Below are 22,672 nucleotides of genomic sequence, written 5' to 3' on the forward strand. Positions count from 1 at the left end.
TCGTCAATCTCCTGAATTTCGTGGTCCGACCATCAAGGATAGCAAGTCGGACACGGCCGACTGCACGTCGGCGTTCACGACGACCTCGTCGAACTCCTTTTCGGCCGCCAGCTCCTCGCGGGCGATGGCCAACCGGCGTTCGACGACGTCCGGGTGTTCGGTGCCTCTGCCGGTCAACCGGTCTACCAGCTGCTCCCAGGACGGGGGCGCCAGCATGACCAGCCGGGCGTCCGGCATGGCCACGCGGACCTGCCGTGCGCCCTGCAGTTCGATCTCCAGGAGCGCGGGACGGCCCGCGGCCAAAGCTTCTTCGACGGGCCTGCGAGGGGTTCCGTAGTGGTTTCCGGCGAACTCGGCGTGTTCGAGGAACTCGCCCGCCTCGGCCATCTGCTGGAACTTCTCGTGGTCCACGAAGTGGTAGTGCACTCCGTCGACCTCGCCCGGCCTCGGCTTCCTGGTGGTCACCGAGACGGAAAAGTAGACATCGGGTTGCTGCCTGCGCAGCTCCGCCAGCACGCTGGACTTGCCAACGCCGGACGGCCCGGACAAGACGGTGAGGCGGGAACGGGCAACACCCGTTCCCGCCTCGGTGCCAATCACTCTCCGCTGAACTCGGAGAGCAGGGCCTTGCGCTGACGGTCACCAAGACCGCGCAGGCGACGGCTGGGAGCGATCTCGAGGCGCTCCATGATCTGCTGAGCACGCACCTTGCCGACACCCGGCAGGGCCTCAAGCAGCGCGGACACCTTCATCTTGCCAAGGATCTCATCGCTCTCGGCGGACTTCAGCACGTCCGTCAGGGTCGTGCCGCCACGCTTGAGGCGCTCCTTGAGCTCAGCCCGGACGCGACGAGCGGCAGCAGCCTTCTCCAGCGCTGCGGCCCGCTGCTCCTCGGTAAGCTGGGGAAGAGCCACGATTTCCTCCGTGGTGTGGATTCTTTTCGGATCGGTGCCGCGAACATACCGACCGCAATTGCCTGAGTACAACGTGACCCAGTCAGGTAAATCTTCAGCGGCCATGAGTGATGCGGCGGGTGGTAGTAGTACCAAACACCCTCCGGCGGCCTGATCACTGCCCTCCGGCAACTCGTCGCCCACTCTAGGTGTGCTATGAGGCCGGTGACCAGCGGGGCAGCCGGTGTCGTGGACCCTACCAACACATGTTTGCCCAGGTGAGCGCGCCACACCCCAAAAGATGCGGCGCGCCCCTCCTCAGAGGCTCTGCTGGACCCTCTGCACGGCGCTGACCAGCGACGATACGTCGGGGCCATGCTTGAGAACATCTCGTGAAGAAGTCGGAAAGACGTTGCGCATGTCGGGTCCGAAGAGCCGTTTCAGATCAGCCACGGAGCCACCCTGAGCGCCGAAACCGGGGGCCAGGATCGGTCCGTTGAACCGGCTGAGGTCTACATCCGTTTCCCCGATCGTGGCGCCCACGACGAGACCGACATCGCCGCACGGGGAAATGCCTGAATTTCGAGCCGCGGCGAAATCGATGATCGTCTGCGCCACGGTTCGCCCGTCCGGAGCAACCACCCGCTGGACCTGCGCGCCCTCCGGGTTGGACGTGAGGGCGAGCACGAACACGCCCCTGCCCGTCTCCCGCGCCGTGTCGAGGGCGGGCTGCAGCGACCCGAAACCGAGGAACGGTGAGAGCGTGACCGCGTCACCGGCCAGCGGTGAGCCGTCGCCCAGGTACGCCTGGGCGTAGGCGGCCATGGTCGAGCCGATGTCGCCGCGCTTGGCGTCCACGAGCACCAGCGTGCCCGAGTCGCGCAGCTCCGCGATCACCCGCTCCAGCACGGCGACGCCCCGCGACCCGTAGGCCTCGAAGAACGCCGCCTGCGGCTTCACCATCGACACCCTGCCGCCGAACGCCTCCACGGCGGTCAGGGCGAACCGTTCGAGGCCCTCGGCGGTCCTGGAGAGGCCCCAGGCGTCCAGCAGGCTCGGGTGCGGGTCGATCCCGACGCACAGGGGTCCGTGCGCCGCAACGGCTTTCGCGAGCTTCTCGCCGAACGTCACGCGTCACCCCGCAGGGCGGCCTGGAGGGCCTGCAGCGGCTGGACCCCGATGTCACCCTGGATGAGTGCCTCGATGCCGTGCACGGCCGCGGCAGCGCCCTGGATCGTGGTGACACAAGGGATGTCCTTCGCCACGGCGGCGGTGCGGATCTCGTAGCCGTCGATGCGCGGGCCGCTGTTGCCGTAGGGCGTGTTGAAGATCATGTCGATCTCGCCGGCCAGGATCATGTCGACGACGTTGCCCTCGCCCTCGAAGTGCTTGCGCACCTCGGTGCACGCGATCCCGTTGCGCTTCAGCACCTCCGCGGTGCCTGAGGTCGCGAGGATCTGGAAACCGAGGTCCGCGAGGCGCTTGACCGGGAAGATCATCGCGCGCTTGTCGCGGTTCGCGAACGACACGAACACCTTGCCCGACGTCGGCAACGAGCCGTAGGAGGCCGTCTGCGACTTCGCGAACGCCTTGCCGAACGACGAGTCGATGCCCATGACCTCGCCGGTGGACTTCATCTCCGGGCCCAGCAACGAGTCGACGCCGTGGCCCTCGGGCGTGCGGAAGCGGTGGAACTGCATGACCGCCTCCTTCACCGCGACGGGCGCGTGCTCGGGCAGCCGGGCACCGTCACCGGTGGCCGGCAGGAGGCCCTCCACGCGCAGTTCCGCGATCGTGGCGCCGAGCATCACGCGGGACGCGGCCTTGGCCATCGACACCGCCGTCGCTTTGGACACGAACGGCACCGTGCGCGACGCACGCGGGTTTGCCTCCAGGACGTACAGGACGTCGTCCTTGAGCGCGTACTGGACGTTCAGGAGCCCCTTGACGCCGATGCCACGCGCGATGGCCTCGGTGGAGCGGCGGACGTTCTCGATGTCCGACGCGCCGAGCGTGATCGGCGGCAGCGCGCACGACGAGTCGCCGGAGTGGATGCCGGCTTCCTCGATGTGTTCCATCACGCCGCCGATGAACACCTCCTCGCCGTCGCACAGCGCGTCGACGTCGATCTCGATGGCGTCGTCGAGGAACCGGTCGACCAGCACCGGATGCTCGGGCGTCACCTCGGTCGCGCGGGCGATGTAGCCCGACAGCGACTCCTCGTCGTACACGATCTCCATGCCGCGCCCGCCGAGCACATAGGACGGTCGCACGAGGACCGGGTAGCCGATCTCGTCGGCGATCTCCTTCGCCTCGTCGAACGACGTGGCCGTGCCGAACTTGGGCGCGGGCAGGCCGGCCTCGCCCAGCACCTTGCCGAACTGGCCCCGGTCCTCGGCGAGGTGGATCGCCTCGGGCGTCGTGCCCACGACCGGCACACCGGCGTCGGCCAGGCGCTGCGCCAGGCCCAGCGGCGTCTGGCCGCCGAGCTGGACGATCACGCCCGCGACGGTGCCGGAGCGCTGCTCGGAGTGCACGACCTCCAGCACGTCCTCGAACGTCAGCGGCTCGAAGTACAGGCGATCGGAGGTGTCGTAGTCCGTCGACACCGTCTCCGGGTTGCAGTTGACCATCACGGTCTCGTACCCGGCCGCCCGCAACGCCATGGCCGCGTGCACGCACGAGTAGTCGAACTCGATGCCCTGACCGATGCGGTTCGGCCCGGAGCCCAGGATGAGCACCTTGGGCTTCTCCCGCTGCTCCGCGACCTCGGTCTCGGCGTTCGGGTCCAGCTCGTACGCCGAGTAGTGGTACGGCGTCTCGGACTTGAACTCCGCCGCGCACGTGTCGACCGTCTTGTAGACCGGACGCACGCCCAGGCGGTGCCGCAACGTGCGCACGCCGTCCTCACCGGCCAGCTCGGACCGCAACGCGGCGATCTGGCGGTCGGAGAGCCCAGCGCGCTTCGCCTTGCGCAGCAACGGCTCGTCGAGGACGGGAGCGTCCAGCAGCTCCTGCCGCAACGTGCCGAGCCAGGCGATCTGCTCGATGAACCACGGATCGATCTTCGACGCGTTGTACACGTCCTCAATGGACGCACCGAGTCGAAGAGCACGCTCGACCGTGTAGAGGCGCCCGTCGTGGCCGCGCTCCAACTGCTTCAGAGTGGACTCCAGAGTAGCGCCCTCCGGGTCCGGCTGCGTCCAGAAACCGACCGATTTCGTTTCCAGCGAACGCAGCGCCTTACCCAGCGCCTCCACGAAGTTCCGGCCGATCGACATGGCCTCGCCGACCGACTTCATCGTCGTCGTCAGCGTCGGGTCCGCGCCGGGGAACTTCTCGAAGGCGAACCGCGGCGCCTTCACAACCACGTAGTCGAGCGACGGCTCGAACGACGCCGGGGTCTCCCCCGTGATGTCGTTGGTGATCTCGTCGAGCGTGTAGCCGATGGCGAGCTTCGCGGCGATCTTGGCGATCGGGAAGCCCGTCGCCTTGGACGCCAGGGCGGACGACCGCGAGACGCGCGGGTTCATCTCGATGACGACCATGCGGCCGGTGTCCGGGTGGATCGCGAACTGGATGTTGCAACCGCCGGTGTCGACGCCGACCTCGCGGATGACCTGGATGCCGACGTCGCGCATGTGCTGGTACTCGCGGTCGGTCAGCGTCATCGCGGGCGCGACCGTCACCGAGTCACCGGTGTGCACGCCCATCGGGTCGATGTTCTCGATCGAGCAGATGACGACGACGTTGTCGTTGCGGTCGCGCATCAGCTCGAGTTCGTACTCCTTCCACCCGAGCACGCTCTCCTCGATGAGCACCTCGGTGACCGGAGACTCCTCCAGGCCGATCGCCGCGAGGCGCTCCAGCTCCTCCGCCGTGTACGCCATGCCGGAACCCAGGCCACCCATGGTGAACGAGGGCCGGATCACGACCGGCAGGCCGAGGTCGGCGACGGTCTTGCGCACCTCGTCCATCGACTTGCAGACGGCGGAGCGCGGGACCTCGGAACCGATGCCCCGCACCAGGTCCTTGAAGATCTGCCGGTCCTCGCCGCGCTGGATGGCGTCGATGTCCGCGCCGATCAGCTCGACGTTGTACTTCTCCAGCACACCGCGCTCGTGCAGCGCGATGGCCGTGTTCAAAGCGGTCTGGCCGCCCAGCGTCGCCAGGATCGCGTCCGGGCGTTCCTGCGCGATGACCTTCTCCACGAACTCGGCCGTGATCGGCTCGATGTAGGTGGCGTCCGCGAACTCCGGGTCCGTCATGATCGTCGCCGGGTTGGAGTTCACCAGGCTGACCCGGATGCCCTCTTCGCGCAGCACGCGGCACGCCTGGGTACCGGAGTAGTCGAACTCGCACGCCTGACCGATGACGATCGGACCGGAGCCGATCACCAGGATGTGCTTGAGATCAGTCCTCTTCGGCATCAGCGGGCCTCATTCATCAGCGTCACGAACTCGTCGAACAGGGGCGCGGCGTCGTGGGGACCGGCCGCGGCCTCGGGGTGGTACTGCACGGAGAACGCCGGCGCGTCGAGCAGCCGGACGCCCTCGACGGTGCCGTCGTTCGGGCAGTAGTGCGACAGCACGGCGCGGCCGAACTCGGAGGAGAACTCCTCGCCCGGCGTGCCTTCCAGCGCGAACCCGTGGTTCTGCGAGGTGATGGCGACCTTGCCCGTGGCCACGTCGATGACCGGGATGTTGATGCCGCGGTGGCCGTAACGCATCTTGTACGTCCCGCGGCCGACCGCGCGGCCCAGGATCTGGTTGCCGAAGCAGATGCCGAACAGCGGCAGCTTGCGGCCCAGCGCCTCTTTTGTCAGCGCGATGGCGTGGTCCTGCGTGGCCGGGTCGCCCGGGCCGTTCGAGAGGAACAGGCCGTCCGGGCTGACCTTCAGGATGTCCTCGAAGGAGCTCGTGAGCGGCAGCACGTGCACCTCGATGCCGCGCGCCGCCATCATCCGCGGGGTGTTCGACTTGATGCCCAGGTCGAGCGCCGCGACAGTGAACTTCTTCGCACCGATGGCCTCGACGACGTACGGCTTCGAAGTGGTGACGTCGACCGCGAGGTTCGCGCCGACCATCTGCGCGGAGGCCTTGACCTGCTCGACCATCGACGCGTCGTCGGTGAGGCCGGAACCGGAGAACACCCCGGCGCGCATGGCGCCCTGCTCGCGGATGTGGCGGGTCAGGGTGCGGGTGTCGAGGCCCGCGATGCCGACGATGCCCTGGTTCGTCAGCTCCTCGTCCAGGCCGCGCTTGGACCGCCAGTTCGACGGCGTGCGCGCGGGGTCGCGGACCACGTAGCCGGCGACCCAGATCCTGCTCGACTCGTCGTCCTCGTCGTTCCAGCCGGTGTTGCCGATCTGCGGCGCGGTCTGCACCACGATCTGGCGGTGGTAGGAGGGGTCCGTCAGGGTTTCCTGGTACCCGGTCATGGCCGTGGAGAACACGACCTCGCCGAGCGAGACGCCGGTCGCTCCGTACGCCTCACCGCAGAAGACACGTCCGTCTTCCAGCACCAATGCCGCGTTCGTCACGCCTTGCCTCCCACTAGAGCTGCAACCCATTCGTCGTACACGTCTTTGTCGTCACCGCGGAAACCGGTGTCGAAGAGGTGGCCTTCGTGCTCCCACTGGACCACCAGGAGGCCTTCCTCGCTGAACATGACCTTCCCGGCCAGTCCCCGGTCGGTGCGGGCGTCGCGGATGGACCCGGCGGGGATGAAGAGCGGCGAGGCGCCGGTCCGGTCGATCGCGATGCCTTCCGGCACAAGGCTCAGCGTGGCCTCGGCGCGGTGGCCGATGTCACCGACCTGGATGCGGTCCTGCCAGTTGCCCGCGTTCGTCGTTCCGATGTAGACGCCCGTGGTGGCGAGCTTCGGCGTGCCCAGCGCGGCCGGCGTCGAGGGGAACGCCGGCAGGTCGGCCTGCTTGCGCTGGCGTCGCTTCCAGCCGTGCCACATGCCGTAGACGCACAGGGCGAAGAAGACGAAGACCGCCAGGGACAGGAGGATCCGAGTCATTCCGCAATCCTCCCCGCCACCGAGGTCACCCGGCCACGCAAGATGGTGGCCGTCACCGCCGCGGGCAGTTCCATGCCCTCGAACGGGGTGTTGCCCGCGATGCTCGCGAACTGCGCGCCGTGCACCGTCCACGACGCGTCCGGGTCGACCAGCACGAGGTTCGCTGGCTCGCCGACCGCGATCGGACGGCCCTGGTCGGTCAGGCCGGCGATCTCGGCGGGCTTCTCGCTCATCACCCGCGCGACGCCGCGCCAGTCCAGCAGGCCGGTCTTCACCATGGTCTCGACGACGATGCCCAGCGCGGTCTGCAGGCCGAGCATGCCCGGACGGGCCGCCGACCACTCGCAGTCCTTGTCCTGGACCGCGTGCGGGGCGTGGTCCGTGGCGACGCAGTCGATCGTGCCGTCCGCCAGGGCCTGCCGCAGCGCGTCGACGTCGGCCTGCGTGCGCAGCGGCGGGTTGACCTTGTTGACCGGGTCGTAGGTGCTGAGCCGGTCGTCGGTCAGGATCAGGTGGTGCGGGGTGACCTCGGCGCTGACCTTGGTACCGCGCGCCTTGGCCCACTTCAGGACGTCCGCCGTGCCCGTCGTGCTGACGTGGCAGACGTGCAGCCTCGCGTCGACCTGCTTCGCGAGGATGCAGTCACGGGCGACGATGGACTCCTCGGCCGCCGCCGGCCAGCCCTGCAGGCCGAGCCTGGACGCGTTCTCACCCTCGTGCGCCTGGGCACCGACCGTGAGGCGCGGTTCCTCGGCGTGCTGGGCGATGACGGCGCCCAGGGACTTCGAGTACTCCAGCGCGCGACGCATGATCAGCGGGTCGTGCACGCAGTGGCCGTCGTCGGAGAAGACGCGGACGTTCGCCTTGGACTTCGCCATCGTGCCGAGCTCGGCGAGCTTTTCGCCCTTGAGACCGACGGTGACGGCGCCGACCGGGTGGACGTCGACCAGGCCGACCTCCTGGCCGCGACGGGCGACGTGCTCGACGATCACGGCGTTGTCGGCGACCGGGTCGGTGTTGGCCATGGCGAAGACGGCCGTGTAGCCACCGAGAGCGGCGGCACGTGAACCGGTCTCGATGGTCTCGGTGTCTTCGCGGCCGGGTTCCCGCAGGTGGGTGTGCAGGTCGACGAAACCGGGCAGGAGGACCGCCCCGTTGCCTTCGATGATCTCGGCGTTCTCGTCCGTACCTTCCGCGATCACGCCGTCGCGGATCAGCAGGTCGATCGGTTCACCCTCGCCATAGGGCCGTACTCCCTTGAGTAGCAAGGGTTTCACGCGGTTTCCTCCTCGTGGGCAAGCAGGTGGTACAGCACGGCCATGCGCACGTGGACACCGTTGCGGACCTGCTCGGTGATGGCGGCCTGCGGGCTGTCGGCGACGACGGAGGCGATCTCCATGCCGCGCAGCATCGGGCCGGGGTGCAGCACGACGGCGTGCTCTGGCAGCAGCTTCAGGCGGCGCTCGTTGAGGCCGTAGGCGATCGAGTACTCGCGCGAGCTCGGGAAGAACCCGCCGGTCATCCGCTCGGCCTGCACGCGCAGCAACATCACGGCGTCCTGCGAGGCGAGCTCGGAGTCGATCTCGTGCGAGACCGTGACCGGCCACTTCTCGACACCGGTGGGCAGCAGGGTCGGCGGGGCGACCAGCGTGACCTCGGCACCGAGCGTGGTGAGCAGGTGCACGTTCGAGCGGGCGACCCGGCTGTGCAGGACGTCGCCGACGATCGCGACGCGGCGGCCGTCGAGGCTGCCGAGGCGGTCGCGCAGCGTGGCGGCGTCGAGCAACGCCTGCGTGGGGTGCTCGTGCATGCCGTCGCCGGCGTTCACCACGGACGTGTTCGTGTGCTTGAGCCAGCCCGCGAGCCGGTGTGCCGCACCGGATGCGGGATGCCGCACGATCACGCAGTCGGCGCCCGCCGCCTGCAGGGTCAGCGCGGTGTCGCGCAGCGACTCGCCCTTGCTGACGCTGGAACCGGAGCTGCTGACGTTGATCACGTCGGCGGACATCCACTTGCCGGCGATCTCGAAGCTGACTCGGGTGCGGGTGCTGTTCTCGTAGAACATCGTGATCACCGTGCGGCCGCGCAGCGTCGGCAGCTTGCGGACCTCGCGGCCGAGCAGCGCCTGCTTCAGCCTGTCCGCGGTGTCGAGGATCGCGATCGCCTGGTCGCGGTCGAGGCCGTCGGTGGAGAGCAGGTGCTTCACTTCAGCACCACTCCGTCGCGACCGTCGAACTCTTCCAGCATCACGACGACGTCCTCGGTCTTGGACGTCGGCAGGTTCTTGCCCACGTAGTCCGCGCGGATCGGCAGCTCGCGGTGGCCCCGGTCGACCAGCACGGCGAGCTGGACGGCGCGGGGCCGGCCGTGGTCGCGCAGGGCGTCGAGGGCGGAGCGGATGGTGCGGCCGGAGAACAGCACGTCGTCCACGAGCACGACCAGCCTGTCGTCGATGCCGCCCTCGGGCAGCTTCGTCGCCTCCAGAGGCCGCGTGGGGCCTCGGCGCAGGTCGTCGCGGTAGAGGGTGATGTCGAGCGTGCCCTCGTGCACCGTCCGGCCGGAAAATTCGGCGATCTTAGCGGCTAGACGTCGGGCGAGGGGGGCTCCCCGGCTGGGAATACCCATCAAGACGACGTCGGGTGCGCTGGGTGCATCGAGAGCGGTCTTCTCGATGATCTGATGGGCCATTCGGGCGACAGTGCGCGCGACGTCACCGGCCGAAAGAATCTCGCGATCCCCGGCCGGATCCGTCGCGCCACGTTGACGTGACGCCACGGCTGGACCTCCTTCCCCGCCTCACTGGACGGGTCCTTAAAGGACGTCGGACACCTGGTAACAACTAGGCTGACCTGCACGGTATCACCTACGGGCGGTCAACCATCCGGGTGGTAGGCCAGGCGTGGCGCGCGTCTCTCCCCGAGATCAGCTTGACCTGCCGACCACGGCGAGTAATCATTACTCTGCGTATCGATCTAAGCCTCCCCGCGGCACGCGTGTACTGCTGACGGGGCGAATGAACGGAGAACCGCCACATGGGCGACTACGCCAAGGCGTTGGGGGCCAAGCTCCGCGCTATCCGCCAGCAGCAGGGTCTGTCCCTGCACGGCGTCGAGCAGAAGTCCGGCGGTCGCTGGAAGGCCGTGGTCGTCGGCTCCTACGAGCGCGGTGACCGCGCGGTGACCGTGCAGAAGCTGGCCGAGCTGGCCGACTTCTACGGGGTTCCCGTCGCCGAACTGCTGCCCGAGGGCCGCGTGCCCTCCGGTGCCGAGCCCGCCACCAAGATCGTGATCAACCTCGAACGGCTGCAGCAGCTGCCGGTCGAGAAGGTCGGCCCGCTGGCTCGCTACGCCGCGACCATCCAGTCGCAGCGCGGTGACTACAACGGCAAGGTCCTCTCCATCCGCACCGAGGACCTGCGTTCGCTCGCGATCATCTACGACATGACGCCGGGCGAGCTCACCGAGCAGCTGATCGACTGGGGTGTGCTGCCTCCCGAGGCCCGTCCCGCCAAGGAAGACTGAACTCCACTTCCACTTCCGGAGCAGTGGCTCCCTGACGTCCTGCCAGTCGCCCTGAGGACGTCGGGCGAGCCACTGCTGCTTTTCCGGCGGAGGTACTCAGCGTGACCGCCGGGTCTCACGGAACAAGCGCTGCCAGCTGCTCCCGGTCCTGGATCACGTGGATCGCGGCGATCCGCCCGTCGCGCACGGTGAAGGCCATGACCGAGAACGGCACACCGTCCATCCGCGTGACGAAGCCGGCCTCGCCGCCGATGACCACGAACTCGACGGCCGCCATGGCCGCGAACTTGCGGAACAGGCTGGCCCGGCCGGCGACGGTGCGTCCGCCGATGACCTCCAGGGCGCCCGCGCGCAGCACGACGTCCGGGTGCAGCACCGCGACCAGGCCTTCCAGGTCACCCTCGCGGGACGCCCTGAGGAACGCCTGCACCACTTCGCGCTGTTTCGGCAGGTCGACGTTCGGCTGAGGCCGGTCCTGCACGCGCTTGCGGGCGCGGGACGCCAGCTGCCGGGCCGTCGCCGGGGTCTTGTCGATCAGCGGCGCGATGTCGTCGAACGGCACGGCGAACATGTCGTGCAGCACGAACGCCAGCCGCTCGTCGGGCTTGAGCGAGTCGAGCACGATCAGCATCGCGAGCCCGACCTGGTCCTTCGCGACGGCCTGCTGCTCGGGCTGCTCCCCCGTCTCGATCACGGGGTCGGGCATCTCGAACGCATGCTCCCGCCGGTCGCGCAGCATGTTCAGGCACACCCGCCCGACGACGGTCGTGAGCCACGCGGCCGGGTTCTCGACCTCTGCCGGGTCGGCGCGTTCGACGCGCAGCCAGGCGTTCTGCAGCGCGTCGTCGGCCTCGGCGAACGACCCCAGCATGCGGTGGGCGATGGCGCGCAGGCGCGTGCGCTCCTGCTCGAACTGCGCGATCAAAGCTTCCCCCTGTGGCCTGGCACACACCCTGTCACGTTCTGCGGCGCCGCCGGGTCGAGAGGGCGACGACTCATTCGGGAGGGTAATCATGAAGATCCTCGTGACCGGCGGCACCGGCACACTCGGCAGGCACGTGGTTCCGCTGTTGCGCGAAGCCGGAGCGGACGTGGTGGTGCTGAGCAGGCACGGCGACATCGCCTGCGACCTGCTCGGTGACGTCCCGCCGATCGAGGCGGACGTCGTGGTGCACCTCGCCGGCGGGCAGAAGGGTGACGACGTCGCGACCCGCAACCTGCTCGCGGCCTGCCGGGGCGTCCGGCACCTCGTGTACATCTCGGTGATCGGCGCCGACACCGTGCCGCTGGCCTGGTTGCGCACCAAGCACGCGTGCGAGGAGGCGGTCGAGGCATCGGGTATCCCGTTCACAGTCCTGCGCGCGGCCCAGTTCCACGACCTGACGCTGACGATGGTGCGCGGCCTCGCGAAGCTCCCGGTCGTGCCGGTGCCGGGGATGCGGCTGCAGCCGGTGGATGTTCGCGACGTCGCCGCACGGATCGCCGGACTGGCGCTGGGACGGCCCGCAGGCCGGGTTCCAGACCTGGCCGGGCCCGCCGACTTCGATCTCCGGGAACTCGTGCGCGGCTACCTGACCGTCGCGGGCAAGCGCCGGCTCACGGTGCCGGTGCGGCTGCCGGGACAGGCCGGGAAGGCGTACCGGGGCGGGAGGAACCTGACGCTGGACGGCGACCGCGGCACCCGCACGTGGGAGGAGTTCCTGGCCGAGCGGTAGTGTCCTGGCAACGTGACAGGACTTCTCGCTGATCAGAACCCGTTGCCGTCCGGTGTGGACTCCCGGCTGCGTGAGCACCTCACGTTCCTCATCGAGGTCGACCGGCTCAAGACCGTGCTGCGCGCGTCACCTCTCGCGGCGGCGGACAGGCGCGAGAACGACGCCGAGCACTCGTGGCACCTCGCACTGATGGTCATGACGCTTGCGGAGTACGCCGACGAACCCATCGACGTCGGCCACACGATGAAGCTCGTGGTGGTGCACGACCTCGTCGAGATCTACGCGGGTGACACGCCGATCTACGACACCGCGCTGGGCGAGAGCCAGCAGGAACGCGAGGAGGCCGCCGCCGACCGGCTGTTCGGCATCCTGCCCGAGGACGCCGGCCGCGCGATGCGGGCGTTGTGGGACGAGTTCGAGGCGCGGGAGACGCCGGAGGCGCGGTTCGCGAAGGCCATGGACCGGCTGCAGCCGTTGCTGCTCAACTGGATGGCGAAGGGCGGGACCTGGCGGACGCCGGGCGTGACCGCGCAGGACGTGCGCGCTCGCAAGGCCGTGATCGGCGAGGGCTCGACGACGCTGTGGCAGGCGGCGCTGCACCTGATCGACGAGGGCGAGCGGCGCGGCTGGGCCCGGAGCTGACACCGAGGGGGCCACGTTCGCCGTTGAACGTGGCCCCCTTCGGAAGCAGAACTACAGGACGGCGCGCAGCTGGTCCGCGATGACCGCGATCCGGCCGAGCACACCGTTCACGAACCGCGGCGAGTCGTCCGTGGACAGGCCCTTGGCGAGTTCCACGGCCTCGTCGATGGCGACCGCGTCCGGCACGTCGGCCGCCCACAGCAGCTCGTACAGGCCGAGGCGCAGGATCGCGCGGTCGACTGCGGGCATGCGCTGCAGGGTCCAGCCCTCGGCGTGCTCCGAGATGAGGTCGTCGATGCGCGAGCGGTGCGCGGTGACGCCCTCGACCAGCGTGACGGTGTAGTCGTTCACCGGCGGGACGTCAGGGGACCCGACGCGCGAGGCCAGCAGCGTCACTGCGTCGCTGCCCAGCAGGTCGGCCTCGTAGAGGAAGTCGACCGCGCGCTTGCGGGCCTTGCTCCGAGCACCCATCAGGACTTGTCGCTGATGCGGCCGAGGTAGCGGCCGTCGCGGGTGTCGACCTTGATCTTCTCGCCGGTCGTGACGAACAGCGGGACCTGGATCTCGGCGCCGGTCTCGAGGCGGGCGGGCTTGGTACCACCGGTGGAGCGGTCGCCCTGCAGGCCGGGGTCGGTGTGCTCGATGACGAGCTCGACCGACGTCGGGAGCTCGATGAACAGCGGGACGCCCTCGTGCGTGGCGACCATCGCTTCCTGGTTCTCCAGCATGTAGTCCGCGGCGTCACCGACGGTCTCGGCCGGAACCGGGATCTGGTCGTAGGTGTCACCGTCCATGAAGATGAAGTCGGTGCCTTCCTTGTACAGGTAGGTCATGCCGCGCTTGTCCACGGTGGCGGTCTCGACCTTGGTGCCCGCGTTGAAGGTCTTGTCGACGACCTTCCCGGTCAGCACGTGCTTGAGGGTCGTGCGTACGAAGGCGCCACCCTTGCCGGGCTTGACGTGCTGGAACGCGGTGACGGTCCAGAGCTGGCCGTCGAGGTTCAGCACCAGGCCGTTCTTCAGGTCGTTCGTGGTGGCCACGGTGGGATTTCTCCTGTGTAGGACGGGGGTGTCAGACGACCACGAGTTCCTTCGTGGTCAGGGTGAGGAGCTCCGGCCCGCTTTCGCGGACCACGAGGGTGTCCTCGATGCGGACCCCGCCACGCCCCGACAAGTAGACGCCGGGCTCGACGGTGACCGCCATACCGGCCGAAAGTGTACCGGCACCTGCCTTCGACAACGCCGGTGCCTCGTGGATCTCCAGCCCGACCCCGTGACCGAGGCCGTGCAGGAACTCGCTCCCGTGCCCGGCCTTCTCGATCACCTCGCGTGACGCGTGGTCGGCGTCGCTCACCTTCACGCCCGGCTCGAGCGCGTGGCGGCCCGCCGCCTGCGAGCGCGCGACCAGGTCGTACAGGTCGCGCTGCCAGTCCGCGGGCTTGCCGAGCACGAGCGTGCGGGTCATGTCGGAGTGGTAGCCGTCGACCAGCGCGCCGAAGTCGAGCTTGATGAGGTCGCCGGTGTGCAGCGTCGCGTCCGTCGGCGAGTGGTGGGGCACGGCCGAGTTCGCGCCGAACGCCACGATCGAGGAGAACGACGGCCCCTCGGCGCCGTGGTCGAGCATGCGGCTCTCCAGCTCGCGCGCGACCTCGCGTTCGGTGCGGCCGGCTCGCAGACCGCCGTGCCCGATCAACGCCGCGAGCGCGCGGTCCGCCGCCGCGCACGCCATCCGCAGCGCCTCGATCTCGACCTCGTCCTTGACCAGCCGCAGCTTCTCCACCAGGCCACCGGCCTTGTGCAGCTCCGCCTTGGCGGCGGCCGCCGCCAGCTCGTCCAGGCCGTCGACCGTGACGTGGTGGCTCTCGAACCCGAGCCTGCCCTTCGCCCTGCCCGCGAGCGCGGTGTCGCACGGCCGGTCGATCAGCCGTTCCAGGTCCGGCACCTGCTTCGCCGACTGGGTGAGATAACGGCCGTCGGTGCAGAACACCGAGGTGTCGTCGCCGCTCGCGTCGATCAGGACGGCGGCGTTCGATCCGGTGAACCCGGTCAGGTACCGGACGTTCAGCAGGTTCGTCACGAGGAGCGCGTCCAGGTTCGTGGCCTGGAGCGCTTGGCGCAGTGCGTTTCGGCGTGCGGCGTACGACGACATGTCTCGCAGCGTACGGCCAGTCCTAAGCTGTCCGCATGCGTCCTTGGTTCGTCCGTGCGTTGTGGATGGGGCTCCTGCATGGAGCCGTGCAGACCGGCGTGGCGGCTGTGGGCGTGCGCAGCCCCGAGGCCTCGTCGATCCGGCCGATCGCGCTGGGGCTCCTGATCGTCGCCGCGGTCCTCTGGGGCGCCGTCGACGCGCTGCGCGAGCTGGACGGGCGCGGCATGCAGTGGTTCATCGCGTCGCTGATCGCGGGCCCGTTCGCGGGTGCGCTGGGCGTGATCGGGTCGGCGTTGCTGGTCGACCAGACCGGGCAGGAGGCGCTGTGGGTGGCGCTGACCGGTGGAGCGGCGTTCACGGCGTTGCTCGTGCTCGCGCCCGCCGGGCTCGGGATGCTGCTGGGCGGGTTCCTGGCGAAGAAGGACCCGGCCAGTCCGCGGAGCTGACGGTGAGCAACGTTCAGCCGGCTACCAGCTCGATTTCGAAGCCGTCCTCGTTCTCCAGGAACGCCGCGTAGTGGTCCGATCCGCCCGCGTGAGGATGCCTGTCCGCGAACATGAGCCGCCAGCCGTTCGCCTCGGATTCCCGGGTCAGCCGGTCGACGTCCTCCCGGGTTCCGGCGTGCAGCGCGAGGTGGTTCAGGCCCGCTTTCATCCGATCGTGTGGACCGGTCATGGCCGGGGACCGCTCGACCACGACGTAGGTCTCGCCGAGTTTCCAGCTGACCCCGGCGGCCCAGCGCTGGTGTTCGGTCCAGCCGAGTTCGGTGAGGATCCACCCGAACGTGGCCTCGGCGCGGGCGAGGTCCGGGACCCACAGTTCCACGTGGTGGAGCAACGGTTTCCCTTACGTGTCAACGAATGGACCACGGCCTTCAGCAGCGCGACCGCACTCGCCCTGCTGCGGCGGCGCTACTTCTTGAGCGACAGCCAGCGCAGGGCGAGCAGGTAGCCCTCGACGCCCAGGCCGACGATCACGCCGCTCGCGATCGCCGAGATGACGCTGTGGTGCCGGAACTCCTCGCGCTGGTGGATGTTCGAGATGTGCACCTCGACCAGCGGCCCGGTCAGCTGCGAGCACGCGTCACGGACCGCGATCGAGTAGTGCGTCCAGGCGGCGCCGTTGAGGACCACCGGGATGGAGGCGTCGGCGGCCTCGTGCAGCCACTTGACCATCTCGCCCTCGTAGGCGGTCTGGCGGACCTCGACGTCGAAGCCGAGTTCCTTGCCCTCGGCGACGCACATCTCGACGAGGTCGGCGTGCGTGGTGCTGCCGTAGATGAGCGGCTCGCGGGTGCCGAGGCGGTCGAGGTTCGGGCCGTTCAGGACGAGGACCTTCACAGCAGCACCTTCCCGGAACCGGTGGCCGGCTCGGCGGCGACGGCCGAGTACGCGGCGGCGATCAGGGCCGGGTCCGGGCCTTCGAGGCGGCCGGGCTTGGCGAGGCCGTCGAGGACGACGAAGCGGAGCACGCCCGCCTTGTTCTTCTTGTCGACCTTCATGCCCTCCATGAGCTGCGGGAGGGCGTCCGGGTCGTACGTCGTCGGCAGGCCGAGCAACTGCAGGACGCGCTTGTGGCGGTCGGCCGTCTCGTCGTCCAGGCGGCCGGCGAGGCGGGCCAGCTCGGCGGCGAAGACCAGGCCCACGCTGATCGCGGCGCCGTGGCGCCAGCGGTAGCGCTCGCGGCGTTCGATGGCGTGGCCGAGGGTGTGGCCGTAGTTCAGGATCTCGCGCAACGACGACTCGCGCAGATCCGACGTCACGACGTCGGCCTTGATCTGGATCTTGCGGCGGACCAGCTCGGCCAGCACCTCACCCGTCGGGTCGAGGGCCAGGGCGGGGTCGGCCTCGATCAGGTCGAGGATGACCGGGTCGGCGATGAAGCCGCCCTTCACGATCTCGGCCATGCCGGCGATGAGTTCGTTGCGCGGCAGCGTTTCCAGTGTCGCGAGGTCGACGAAGATCGCGTCCGGCTCGTAGAACGTGCCGACGAGGTTCTTGCCCGCGTCGGTGTTGATGCCGGTCTTGCCGCCGACCGCCGCGTCGACCATGCCGAGCAGCGTCGTCGGGATGTTGACCAGCCGCACGCCGCGCATCCAGGTGGACGCGACGAAGCCCGCGAGGTCCGTCACCGCGCCGCCGCCGAGGCCGACGACGACGTCGGAGCGCGACAGGCCGATCTTGCCCAGCACGTCCCAGCAGAAGCCGGCGACCACCAGGTCCTTGCCGTCCTCGGCGTCCGGGACCTCGACGCGGTGCGCGTCGGCGCCCACGGCCTTGAGCTCGTCGACCAGCACCTTGGCCGTCTCGGCCAGGGTCGGCTGGTGCACGATCGCGATCTTGGCCGTGCCGCCCAGGAACTCGACGATGTCGCCGAGCAGGCCCCGGCCGACCACCACGTCGTAGGGCTTCTCCGCGGCGACCCGGATGCGCACGGGCTCGGTCATGCTTCAGCTCCCTTGATCACCGCGTCGGTCACCCGTTCCGGATCGAGCGAGTCCGTCAGGACCTCGATCGTCGCGACCTCGCGGTACAGCGGCAGGCGCGCGTCCAGCAGCGCCTTGAACGTGGCACGCGGGTTGATGCCGGACAGCAGCGGCCGCGAGGACGACAGTCCCGTGCGGCGCACGCCCTCCGCCATGCCCACGTTCAGGAACACGACGGTGTGCTCGCGCAGGCGTTCGCGGGTCGTCGCGGACAGCACCGCTCCCCCGCCCAGGGCCAGCACGCCCTCGTGCTCGACGAGTGCCTTGGCGACCGCTTCCTCTTCCATGGCGCGGAAAGCGGGCTCACCGTCGTCGGTGAAGATGTCCGAGATGGGCTTGCCGGCGAGTTCGACGACGTCCGCGTCGACGTCGCGGAACGGCACACCGAGCCGTGCGGCCAGCAGTTCGCTGACGGTGGTCTTCCCGGCTCCGGGAGGACCGACCACCACGTACCGGGGGCTCACATGCCCTCCCAGCGGGCTTCCAGCGCCTTGAGGTAGGCGTGGGCGTTGCGGCGCGTCTCGGGAAGCGAGTCGCCGCCGAACTTCTCCAGCGCGGCCTCGGCCAGCACCAGCGCCACCACGGACTCCAGCACCACACCGGCACGCGGCACGGCGCAGACGTCCGAGCGCTGGTGGATCGCGACGGCGGGCTCACCGGTGCGCACATCCACAGTGGACAGTGCGCGCGGCACGGTCGAGATGGGCTTCATCGCCACGCGGGCGCGCAGGATCTCGCCGTTGGTGATGCCGCCCTCGAGGCCACCGGCGCGGTTCGAGCGGCGCGTCACGCCGACCGGGCCGCTGCCGCGGTCGATCTCGTCGTGCGCCTGCGAACCCCAGCGCTTCGCCGAGGTGAAGCCGTCGCCGATCTCCACGCCCTTCATCGCCTGCACGCCCATGAGGGCGGCGGCCAGGCGTGCGTCGAGGCGGCGGTCCCAGTGCACGTGCGAGCCCAGGCCCGGCGGCAACCCGTAGGCGAGCACCTCGATGACGCCGCCGACCGTGTCACCGGCCTCCTTGACGGCCTCGACCTCGGCGACCATCGCGTCGGTGCCGCGCTGGTCGAAGCACCGCACCGGGGACTCGTCGATCGCGGCCAGGTCGTCGGGCGTGGGCAGCGCGGCGTCCTGCGGCGTCTCGGCCTGGCCGATGGACACCACGTGACTCACGATCTGCACGCCGAGCAACTGCTGCAGGAACTGCCGGGCGACCGTGCCCAGTGCCGTGCGGGCCGCGGTCTCCCGCGCGGAGGCGCGCTCCAGCACCGGACGGGCCTCGTCGAAGCCGAACTTCTGCATGCCCGGCAGGTCGGCGTGGCCGGGCCGCGGGCGGGTGAGGGCCTCGTTGCGGCCGGTCGTCTTGAGCAGGCTCGGGTCGACCGGGTCCGGCGACATGACCGTCTGCCACTTGGGCCACTCGGAGTTGCCGATCGTGACCGCGACCGGACCGCCCTGGGTCTTGCCGTGGCGGACACCGCCGAGGATCTCGACCTCGTCCTGCTCGAAGCCCATGCGCGGCGAGCGACCGAACCCGAGCCTGCGGCGCCCGAGCTGGGCGACGAGATCCTCGGTGGTCACCTCCACCCCGGCGGGCATGCCCTCCAGGACGGCGACGAGGGCGGGGCCGTGTGACTCTCCAGCGGTGATCCAGCGCAGCACGTTCACAATCCTTTCACAGCGTCGTCAACGCCCAGGTGGCGGCCAGCAGGCCCGGTCCGTGCGGCACCGCGCGCCTGCGCCGGAGCGCGGCGACGGCCAGGGTGACCGCGCTGGACAGGATCGCCGCAGGTAAGAGCGCCGGCAGCGGGAGCGCCGCGCCGAGCCCGAAGGCGAGCTTCACGTCGCCGCCGCCCATCAGCGCGGGCCGCAGCCGCCGGACGGCGAGATGCGCGCCACCGAAGACGAGCGCCGACAGGGCCGCCGCTCCCAGCCCGTGGAACTGCAGGAGCAACAGCACGGCACCCAACGGGAGGGTCAGCGCGTCCGGCAACCGGTGGTGCCGCAGGTCGATCAGCGCGAGCACGATGCCGAACCAGGCCAGCAGGAACGACGAGGGCGGAGCGTCCAGGACGGCGGCGACCGTCCACAACGAACCCAGTGCGAACGCGAGCAGGACCGTGGTCATGACACCACGGTCCTGCCAGGGGCGACCGGTGACAAGTTCCGGCCTGTCGTGAACGGTCCACTCACGCACGGGCTCAACGATGCCCCGGACCGGGCTGGGAGAACGCCCGGCAGCTCTGCGAAGCGCACGCGGGGAGCTTTTCGTACTCTCCTACCGCACGCGGAGAGCTTTCGTACTCTCCCACCGCACACGGCGAGCTTTCGTACTCCTACCGCACGCGAGGGCCCCGCGTGCGGTAGGAGTACGGGCTCAGCGAGACCAGTCGAACAGGGCGTCGCCCGCCACCACGTCCACGTCGAGAGCCAGGTCGCCGAGCACCTCGGCGGACGCGTCCAGCGCGACCACCGGGCAGATCGGCGCGAACCCGGCCGCCTCGACCTCGGCCGGGTCCCACGTCACGATCTTCTGACCGGCCTGGACCTGCTCGCCCTTGACGACGTGGAGCTCGAAGCCCTCGCCCTTGCGCTTCACGGTGTCGATGCCGAGGTGGACCAGGATGGCCGCCCCGTCACCGTTGGCGACCACGAACGCGTGCGGGTGCAGCGTGACGACGGTGCCGTCGAGCGGTGACACCACATCGGCCTTCGATCGAACCGGTTCGACGGCCACGCCGGGCCCGACCATCGCCTCGGCGAAGACCTGGTCCGGAACGGCGGAGAGCGCGACCACCCGCCCGGCCACCGGGCTGCCGACGCGGAGGCTCACAGCAGGTCCTCGATGTCCGACGCGATGGTGTCCGCCTCGGGTCCGACGACGACCTGGACGACGTTGCCGGAACGCATGACTCCGTGCGCTCCCAACGCCTTCAGCGCCTTCTCGTCCACGACGGAACCGTCTTCGAGCTCGCACCGCAGGCGGGTGATGCAGGGCTCGATCTCGATGATGTTGTCCCGGCCGCCCAGCGCCTCGAGGATCTTCTGAGCCTTCTCGTCAGCCACGTTCGTACCTCTCGTTCCCGTAACAGCGGTTGACACCCGCTCGGTGCGCGGAGCATTCTCCCGCACCAACTGGTCTAGACCGGAAAGTACCACTAGCGAGGAGGTGAGCGAGTGAACGAGATCGTGGACGGGCCCAAGCCGAAGCACGCACAGCTCCGCGAGATCCTGCGGCGGCTGGCAGAACAGGAGCTCGCTCCCGGCTCACCGATTCCGTCCGAGCGCGATCTCGCCGAGCGGTACGGAGTCTCTCGCATCACCGTGCGGTCCGCAGTCGGCCAACTGGTCGCCGACGGCCTGCTCACGCGGGCCAAGGGACGTGGGACGTTCACCGCCAAGCGGCGCTACGACCTGCAGCTCTTCCTGGCCTCGTTCACCTCGGACATGAAGGCGCGCGGGGTCGAACCCAGCACCGAGGTGATCAGCTGCGGCCAGGCGGCACCCGGCTCGAAGGCCTCGCTGGGCCTGGAGTCGGACGAGTACGCGTACCGCGTCGTGCGGCTGCGCAAGGCCGACGGGGCACCGTTGGCGCTCGAAGCCGGCTGGTACAGCCCGCACCTGCTTCCCGAGCTCGACCGCTGCGACCTGACCGGATCGATCTACGAGATCATCGCGACCCGGTACGGAATTCAGCTCGACCATGCGCGGCAGACCGTGTGGGCCGAGACCGCCGACGCGGAGACCGCGAAGGCGCTCGACGTCCGCAAGGGCAGCCCGCTTCTCGTGTTCAGGAGGGTCGCCAGCTCCGACGGGCGGCCCTGTGAAGACGTGACCTCCTGGTACCGGGGCGATCTCTACCAGGTAACCATGCAACTGGACCGGACCGTCCCGGGTACCGGACCTGACTCCGCCAAGGGAGGAACCCGATGAGCACGGACGCCGCAACCGGTGGTCGTGAGATCAAGGGTCTCGCCACGTTGCAACGCTTCGGTCGCAGCCTCATGCTGCCGATCGCCGTGCTGCCCGCGGCAGGCCTGATGCTCCGCGCCGGTCAAGACGACATCCTCGGCAAGGACATGCTCGGCTGGAACTCCGTCGCCGCGGTGGTCGGCGCCGCGGGCGACGCGTTGTTCAGCAACCTCGCCCTGCTGTTCGCCGTCGGCATCGCCGTCGGTTTCGCACGACGTGGTGACGGTTCCACAGCGCTCGCCGGCGTCGTCGGCTACGTCGTGCTGACGAGCGTCTTCAAGGCGATGTCGCCGCTGGTCCTCGACCAGCCGACCGACCCGGCCGCCAAGCCCGAGCTGATCAACTACGGGGTCCTCGGCGGTATCGTCGTCGGCCTGTTGACCGCCTTGCTGTGGCAGAGGTACCACCGCATCAAGCTGCCGCCGTACCTGGCGTTCTTCGGTGGCCGCCGGTTCGTCCCGATCATCGTCGCCGGTGTCATGACGATCGTCGGCGTCCTGCTCGGCCTGGTCTACCCGTGGTTCGACGCGGGCCTGACCGCCGTCGGTGAGTGGGTCACGGGCAGCACGGTCATCGGTGCGTTCATCTACGGTGTCGTCAACCGCCTGCTGATCCCGCTGGGTCTGCACCACATCGTCAACAACGTCGTGTGGTTCCAGTTCGGCGAGTTCAACGAGAAGACCGGTGACATCCCGCGCTTCCTGGCGGGCGACCCGACGGCCGGCACGTTCCAGACCGGCTTCTTCCCGATCTTCATGTTCGCGCTGCCCGCCGCCGCCCTGGCGATCGTGCACACCGCGAAGCCGAGCCAGCGCAAGATCATCGGCGGCATCATGGGCTCCGCCGCCCTCACCGCGTTCATCACCGGTGTGACGGAGCCGCTCGAGTTCGCGTTCATGTTCGTGGCGTGGCCGCTGTACCTGATCCACGCGGTGCTGACCGGTACCTCGCTGGCGATCTCGAACGCGCTGGGCGCCCACGACGGGTTCTCGTTCTCCGCCGGTGCGATCGACTTCATCCTGAACTGGAACATCGCGCAGAAGCCTTGGATGCTCATCATCCTCGGCGTGATCTACGCGGCGATCTACTACTTCCTGTTCCGATTCGTGATCACCAAGTGGAACCTGAAGACTCCAGGACGCGAAGATGACGAGTCTCCGGAGGCCGACGAGAGCACCGTCGGCAGCAGTGGCGACACGGCGGTGCGCAGTGGTGACACGGCCGCGCGCGAAAAGCGCCCCAGGAACGACAAGCAGTAACTGAACCAGCTC

The 22,672-nt window shown here is 69.2% G+C and carries 27 protein-coding genes; 6 read left to right on the plus strand and 21 right to left on the minus strand.

The genetic code is table 11. The features are described 5' to 3' along the window. Positions 1 to 3: 3 nt before the first annotated feature. From gmk to pyrR, 9 genes are all read right to left on the minus strand, one after another. Positions 4 to 600 carry a guanylate kinase gene (gene gmk / locus BLR21_RS12350; protein WP_420843876.1) on the minus strand — a complete coding sequence of 199 codons (597 nt, stop codon included), beginning with the start codon at positions 598 to 600 and terminating at the stop codon, positions 4 to 6. Next, the gene (mihF, locus tag BLR21_RS12355) at positions 597 to 914 is read right to left on the minus strand and encodes an integration host factor, actinobacterial type (RefSeq protein WP_030481817.1); all 318 of its coding nucleotides are present in this window, start codon (positions 912 to 914) and stop codon (positions 597 to 599) included. Before mihF ends, gmk begins: the two co-directional genes overlap by 4 nt. Before the next feature lie 297 nt (positions 915 to 1,211). After that, entirely contained in the window at positions 1,212 to 2,024 is an 813-nt protein-coding gene (gene pyrF / locus BLR21_RS12360; RefSeq protein WP_090005953.1) for an orotidine-5'-phosphate decarboxylase, read from the minus strand. Beyond that, positions 2,021 to 5,323: a carbamoyl-phosphate synthase large subunit gene (gene carB / locus BLR21_RS12365; RefSeq protein WP_090005954.1), complete on the minus strand. Its 3,303-nt coding sequence runs from the start codon at positions 5,321 to 5,323 to the stop codon at positions 2,021 to 2,023. Before carB ends, pyrF begins: the two co-directional genes overlap by 4 nt. After that, the gene (carA, locus tag BLR21_RS12370) at positions 5,323 to 6,465 is read right to left on the minus strand and encodes a glutamine-hydrolyzing carbamoyl-phosphate synthase small subunit (protein ID WP_090005955.1); all 1,143 of its coding nucleotides are present in this window, start codon (positions 6,463 to 6,465) and stop codon (positions 5,323 to 5,325) included. The genes carB and carA overlap by 1 nt, the downstream gene beginning before the upstream one ends. After that, complete coding sequence (locus BLR21_RS12375; protein ID WP_090005956.1) at positions 6,432 to 6,920, minus strand: PH-like domain-containing protein; 489 nt, start codon at positions 6,918 to 6,920, stop codon at positions 6,432 to 6,434. The genes carA and BLR21_RS12375 overlap by 34 nt, the downstream gene beginning before the upstream one ends. Next, positions 6,917 to 8,197 carry a dihydroorotase gene (locus BLR21_RS12380; RefSeq protein ID WP_090005957.1) on the minus strand — a complete coding sequence of 427 codons (1,281 nt, stop codon included), beginning with the start codon at positions 8,195 to 8,197 and terminating at the stop codon, positions 6,917 to 6,919. Before BLR21_RS12380 ends, BLR21_RS12375 begins: the two co-directional genes overlap by 4 nt. Then, positions 8,194 to 9,126 carry an aspartate carbamoyltransferase catalytic subunit gene (locus BLR21_RS12385; RefSeq protein WP_090005958.1) on the minus strand — a complete coding sequence of 311 codons (933 nt, stop codon included), beginning with the start codon at positions 9,124 to 9,126 and terminating at the stop codon, positions 8,194 to 8,196. The genes BLR21_RS12380 and BLR21_RS12385 overlap by 4 nt, the downstream gene beginning before the upstream one ends. Beyond that, on the minus strand, positions 9,123 to 9,695 hold the full coding sequence (gene pyrR, locus BLR21_RS12390; protein WP_030481810.1) for a bifunctional pyr operon transcriptional regulator/uracil phosphoribosyltransferase PyrR: 573 nt from the start codon (positions 9,693 to 9,695) through the stop codon (positions 9,123 to 9,125). The genes BLR21_RS12385 and pyrR overlap by 4 nt, the downstream gene beginning before the upstream one ends. Positions 9,696 to 9,952: 257 nt before the next feature. Between pyrR and bldD the strand changes: the two genes are divergently transcribed. Next, entirely contained in the window at positions 9,953 to 10,441 is a 489-nt protein-coding gene (bldD, locus tag BLR21_RS12395; RefSeq protein WP_030471611.1) for a transcriptional regulator BldD, read from the plus strand. Positions 10,442 to 10,556: 115 nt separating this feature from the next. Here bldD and BLR21_RS12400 read toward each other — a convergent pair whose 3' ends face one another. Further along, positions 10,557 to 11,366, minus strand: coding sequence for a sigma-70 family RNA polymerase sigma factor (locus BLR21_RS12400; RefSeq protein ID WP_276526490.1), 810 nt, complete (start codon positions 11,364 to 11,366; stop codon positions 10,557 to 10,559). Positions 11,367 to 11,454: 88 nt separating this feature from the next. Between BLR21_RS12400 and BLR21_RS12405 the strand changes: the two genes are divergently transcribed. Together BLR21_RS12405 and BLR21_RS12410 are read left to right on the plus strand one after the other, a co-directional pair. Further along, positions 11,455 to 12,156: an SDR family oxidoreductase gene (locus BLR21_RS12405; RefSeq protein WP_090005960.1), complete on the plus strand. Its 702-nt coding sequence runs from the start codon at positions 11,455 to 11,457 to the stop codon at positions 12,154 to 12,156. Positions 12,157 to 12,168: 12 nt separating this feature from the next. Then, entirely contained in the window at positions 12,169 to 12,798 is a 630-nt protein-coding gene (locus BLR21_RS12410) for an HD domain-containing protein (RefSeq protein ID WP_090005961.1), read from the plus strand. A 51-nt stretch (positions 12,799 to 12,849) separates the two neighbouring features. Here the strand turns inward: BLR21_RS12410 and nusB are convergent, their stop codons facing one another. From nusB to BLR21_RS12425, 3 genes are read right to left on the minus strand one after another with little or no spacing between them, the layout of a single operon-like run. Continuing rightward, positions 12,850 to 13,269: a transcription antitermination factor NusB gene (nusB, locus tag BLR21_RS12415; protein ID WP_090005962.1), complete on the minus strand. Its 420-nt coding sequence runs from the start codon at positions 13,267 to 13,269 to the stop codon at positions 12,850 to 12,852. Next, positions 13,269 to 13,838: an elongation factor P gene (gene efp / locus BLR21_RS12420; RefSeq protein ID WP_030481806.1), complete on the minus strand. Its 570-nt coding sequence runs from the start codon at positions 13,836 to 13,838 to the stop codon at positions 13,269 to 13,271. The genes nusB and efp overlap by 1 nt, the downstream gene beginning before the upstream one ends. A gap of 31 nt (positions 13,839 to 13,869) precedes the next feature. After that, positions 13,870 to 14,946: a M24 family metallopeptidase gene (locus BLR21_RS12425; protein ID WP_090005963.1), complete on the minus strand. Its 1,077-nt coding sequence runs from the start codon at positions 14,944 to 14,946 to the stop codon at positions 13,870 to 13,872. Between the two features lie 35 nt (positions 14,947 to 14,981). Here BLR21_RS12425 and BLR21_RS12430 point away from each other — a divergent pair, with 35 nt between their 5' ends. Beyond that, positions 14,982 to 15,392 carry a B-4DMT family transporter gene (locus BLR21_RS12430; protein WP_143027694.1) on the plus strand — a complete coding sequence of 137 codons (411 nt, stop codon included), beginning with the start codon at positions 14,982 to 14,984 and terminating at the stop codon, positions 15,390 to 15,392. A gap of 13 nt (positions 15,393 to 15,405) precedes the next feature. Here the strand turns inward: BLR21_RS12430 and BLR21_RS12435 are convergent, their stop codons facing one another. From BLR21_RS12435 to BLR21_RS12470, 8 genes are all read right to left on the minus strand, one after another. Further along, positions 15,406 to 15,771: a VOC family protein gene (locus BLR21_RS12435; protein ID WP_256334647.1), complete on the minus strand. Its 366-nt coding sequence runs from the start codon at positions 15,769 to 15,771 to the stop codon at positions 15,406 to 15,408. 86 nt (positions 15,772 to 15,857) lie between these two features. Beyond that, positions 15,858 to 16,286, minus strand: coding sequence for a type II 3-dehydroquinate dehydratase (gene aroQ, locus BLR21_RS12440; RefSeq protein ID WP_030481801.1), 429 nt, complete (start codon positions 16,284 to 16,286; stop codon positions 15,858 to 15,860). Further along, the gene (gene aroB, locus BLR21_RS12445; protein WP_090005966.1) at positions 16,283 to 17,392 is read right to left on the minus strand and encodes a 3-dehydroquinate synthase; all 1,110 of its coding nucleotides are present in this window, start codon (positions 17,390 to 17,392) and stop codon (positions 16,283 to 16,285) included. Before aroB ends, aroQ begins: the two co-directional genes overlap by 4 nt. Continuing rightward, the gene (locus BLR21_RS12450) at positions 17,389 to 17,895 is read right to left on the minus strand and encodes a shikimate kinase (RefSeq protein ID WP_090005967.1); all 507 of its coding nucleotides are present in this window, start codon (positions 17,893 to 17,895) and stop codon (positions 17,389 to 17,391) included. Before BLR21_RS12450 ends, aroB begins: the two co-directional genes overlap by 4 nt. Next, positions 17,892 to 19,091, minus strand: a complete 1,200-nt coding sequence (aroC, locus tag BLR21_RS12455) for a chorismate synthase (protein ID WP_090006067.1) — start codon at positions 19,089 to 19,091, stop codon at positions 17,892 to 17,894. Before aroC ends, BLR21_RS12450 begins: the two co-directional genes overlap by 4 nt. Positions 19,092 to 19,104: 13 nt before the next feature. Continuing rightward, complete coding sequence (locus BLR21_RS12460) at positions 19,105 to 19,557, minus strand: prepilin peptidase (RefSeq protein WP_090006068.1); 453 nt, start codon at positions 19,555 to 19,557, stop codon at positions 19,105 to 19,107. A 249-nt stretch (positions 19,558 to 19,806) separates the two neighbouring features. Continuing rightward, complete coding sequence (locus BLR21_RS12465; RefSeq protein ID WP_090005968.1) at positions 19,807 to 20,262, minus strand: PTS sugar transporter subunit IIA; 456 nt, start codon at positions 20,260 to 20,262, stop codon at positions 19,807 to 19,809. Continuing rightward, complete coding sequence (locus tag BLR21_RS12470; RefSeq protein WP_090005969.1) at positions 20,259 to 20,495, minus strand: PTS sugar transporter subunit IIB; 237 nt, start codon at positions 20,493 to 20,495, stop codon at positions 20,259 to 20,261. Before BLR21_RS12470 ends, BLR21_RS12465 begins: the two co-directional genes overlap by 4 nt. 111 nt (positions 20,496 to 20,606) lie before the next feature. Between BLR21_RS12470 and BLR21_RS12475 the strand changes: the two genes are divergently transcribed. Together BLR21_RS12475 and BLR21_RS12480 are read left to right on the plus strand one after the other, a co-directional pair. Beyond that, complete coding sequence (locus tag BLR21_RS12475) at positions 20,607 to 21,362, plus strand: GntR family transcriptional regulator (protein ID WP_090005970.1); 756 nt, start codon at positions 20,607 to 20,609, stop codon at positions 21,360 to 21,362. After that, positions 21,359 to 22,660, plus strand: a complete 1,302-nt coding sequence (locus BLR21_RS12480) for a PTS transporter subunit EIIC (RefSeq protein ID WP_090005971.1) — start codon at positions 21,359 to 21,361, stop codon at positions 22,658 to 22,660. Before BLR21_RS12475 ends, BLR21_RS12480 begins: the two co-directional genes overlap by 4 nt. The last annotated feature ends 12 nt before the right edge of the window (positions 22,661 to 22,672 follow it).

The sequence above is a fragment of the Lentzea albidocapillata subsp. violacea genome, assembly GCF_900100275.1.
Lineage (GTDB): Bacteria > Actinomycetota > Actinomycetes > Mycobacteriales > Pseudonocardiaceae > Lentzea > Lentzea violacea.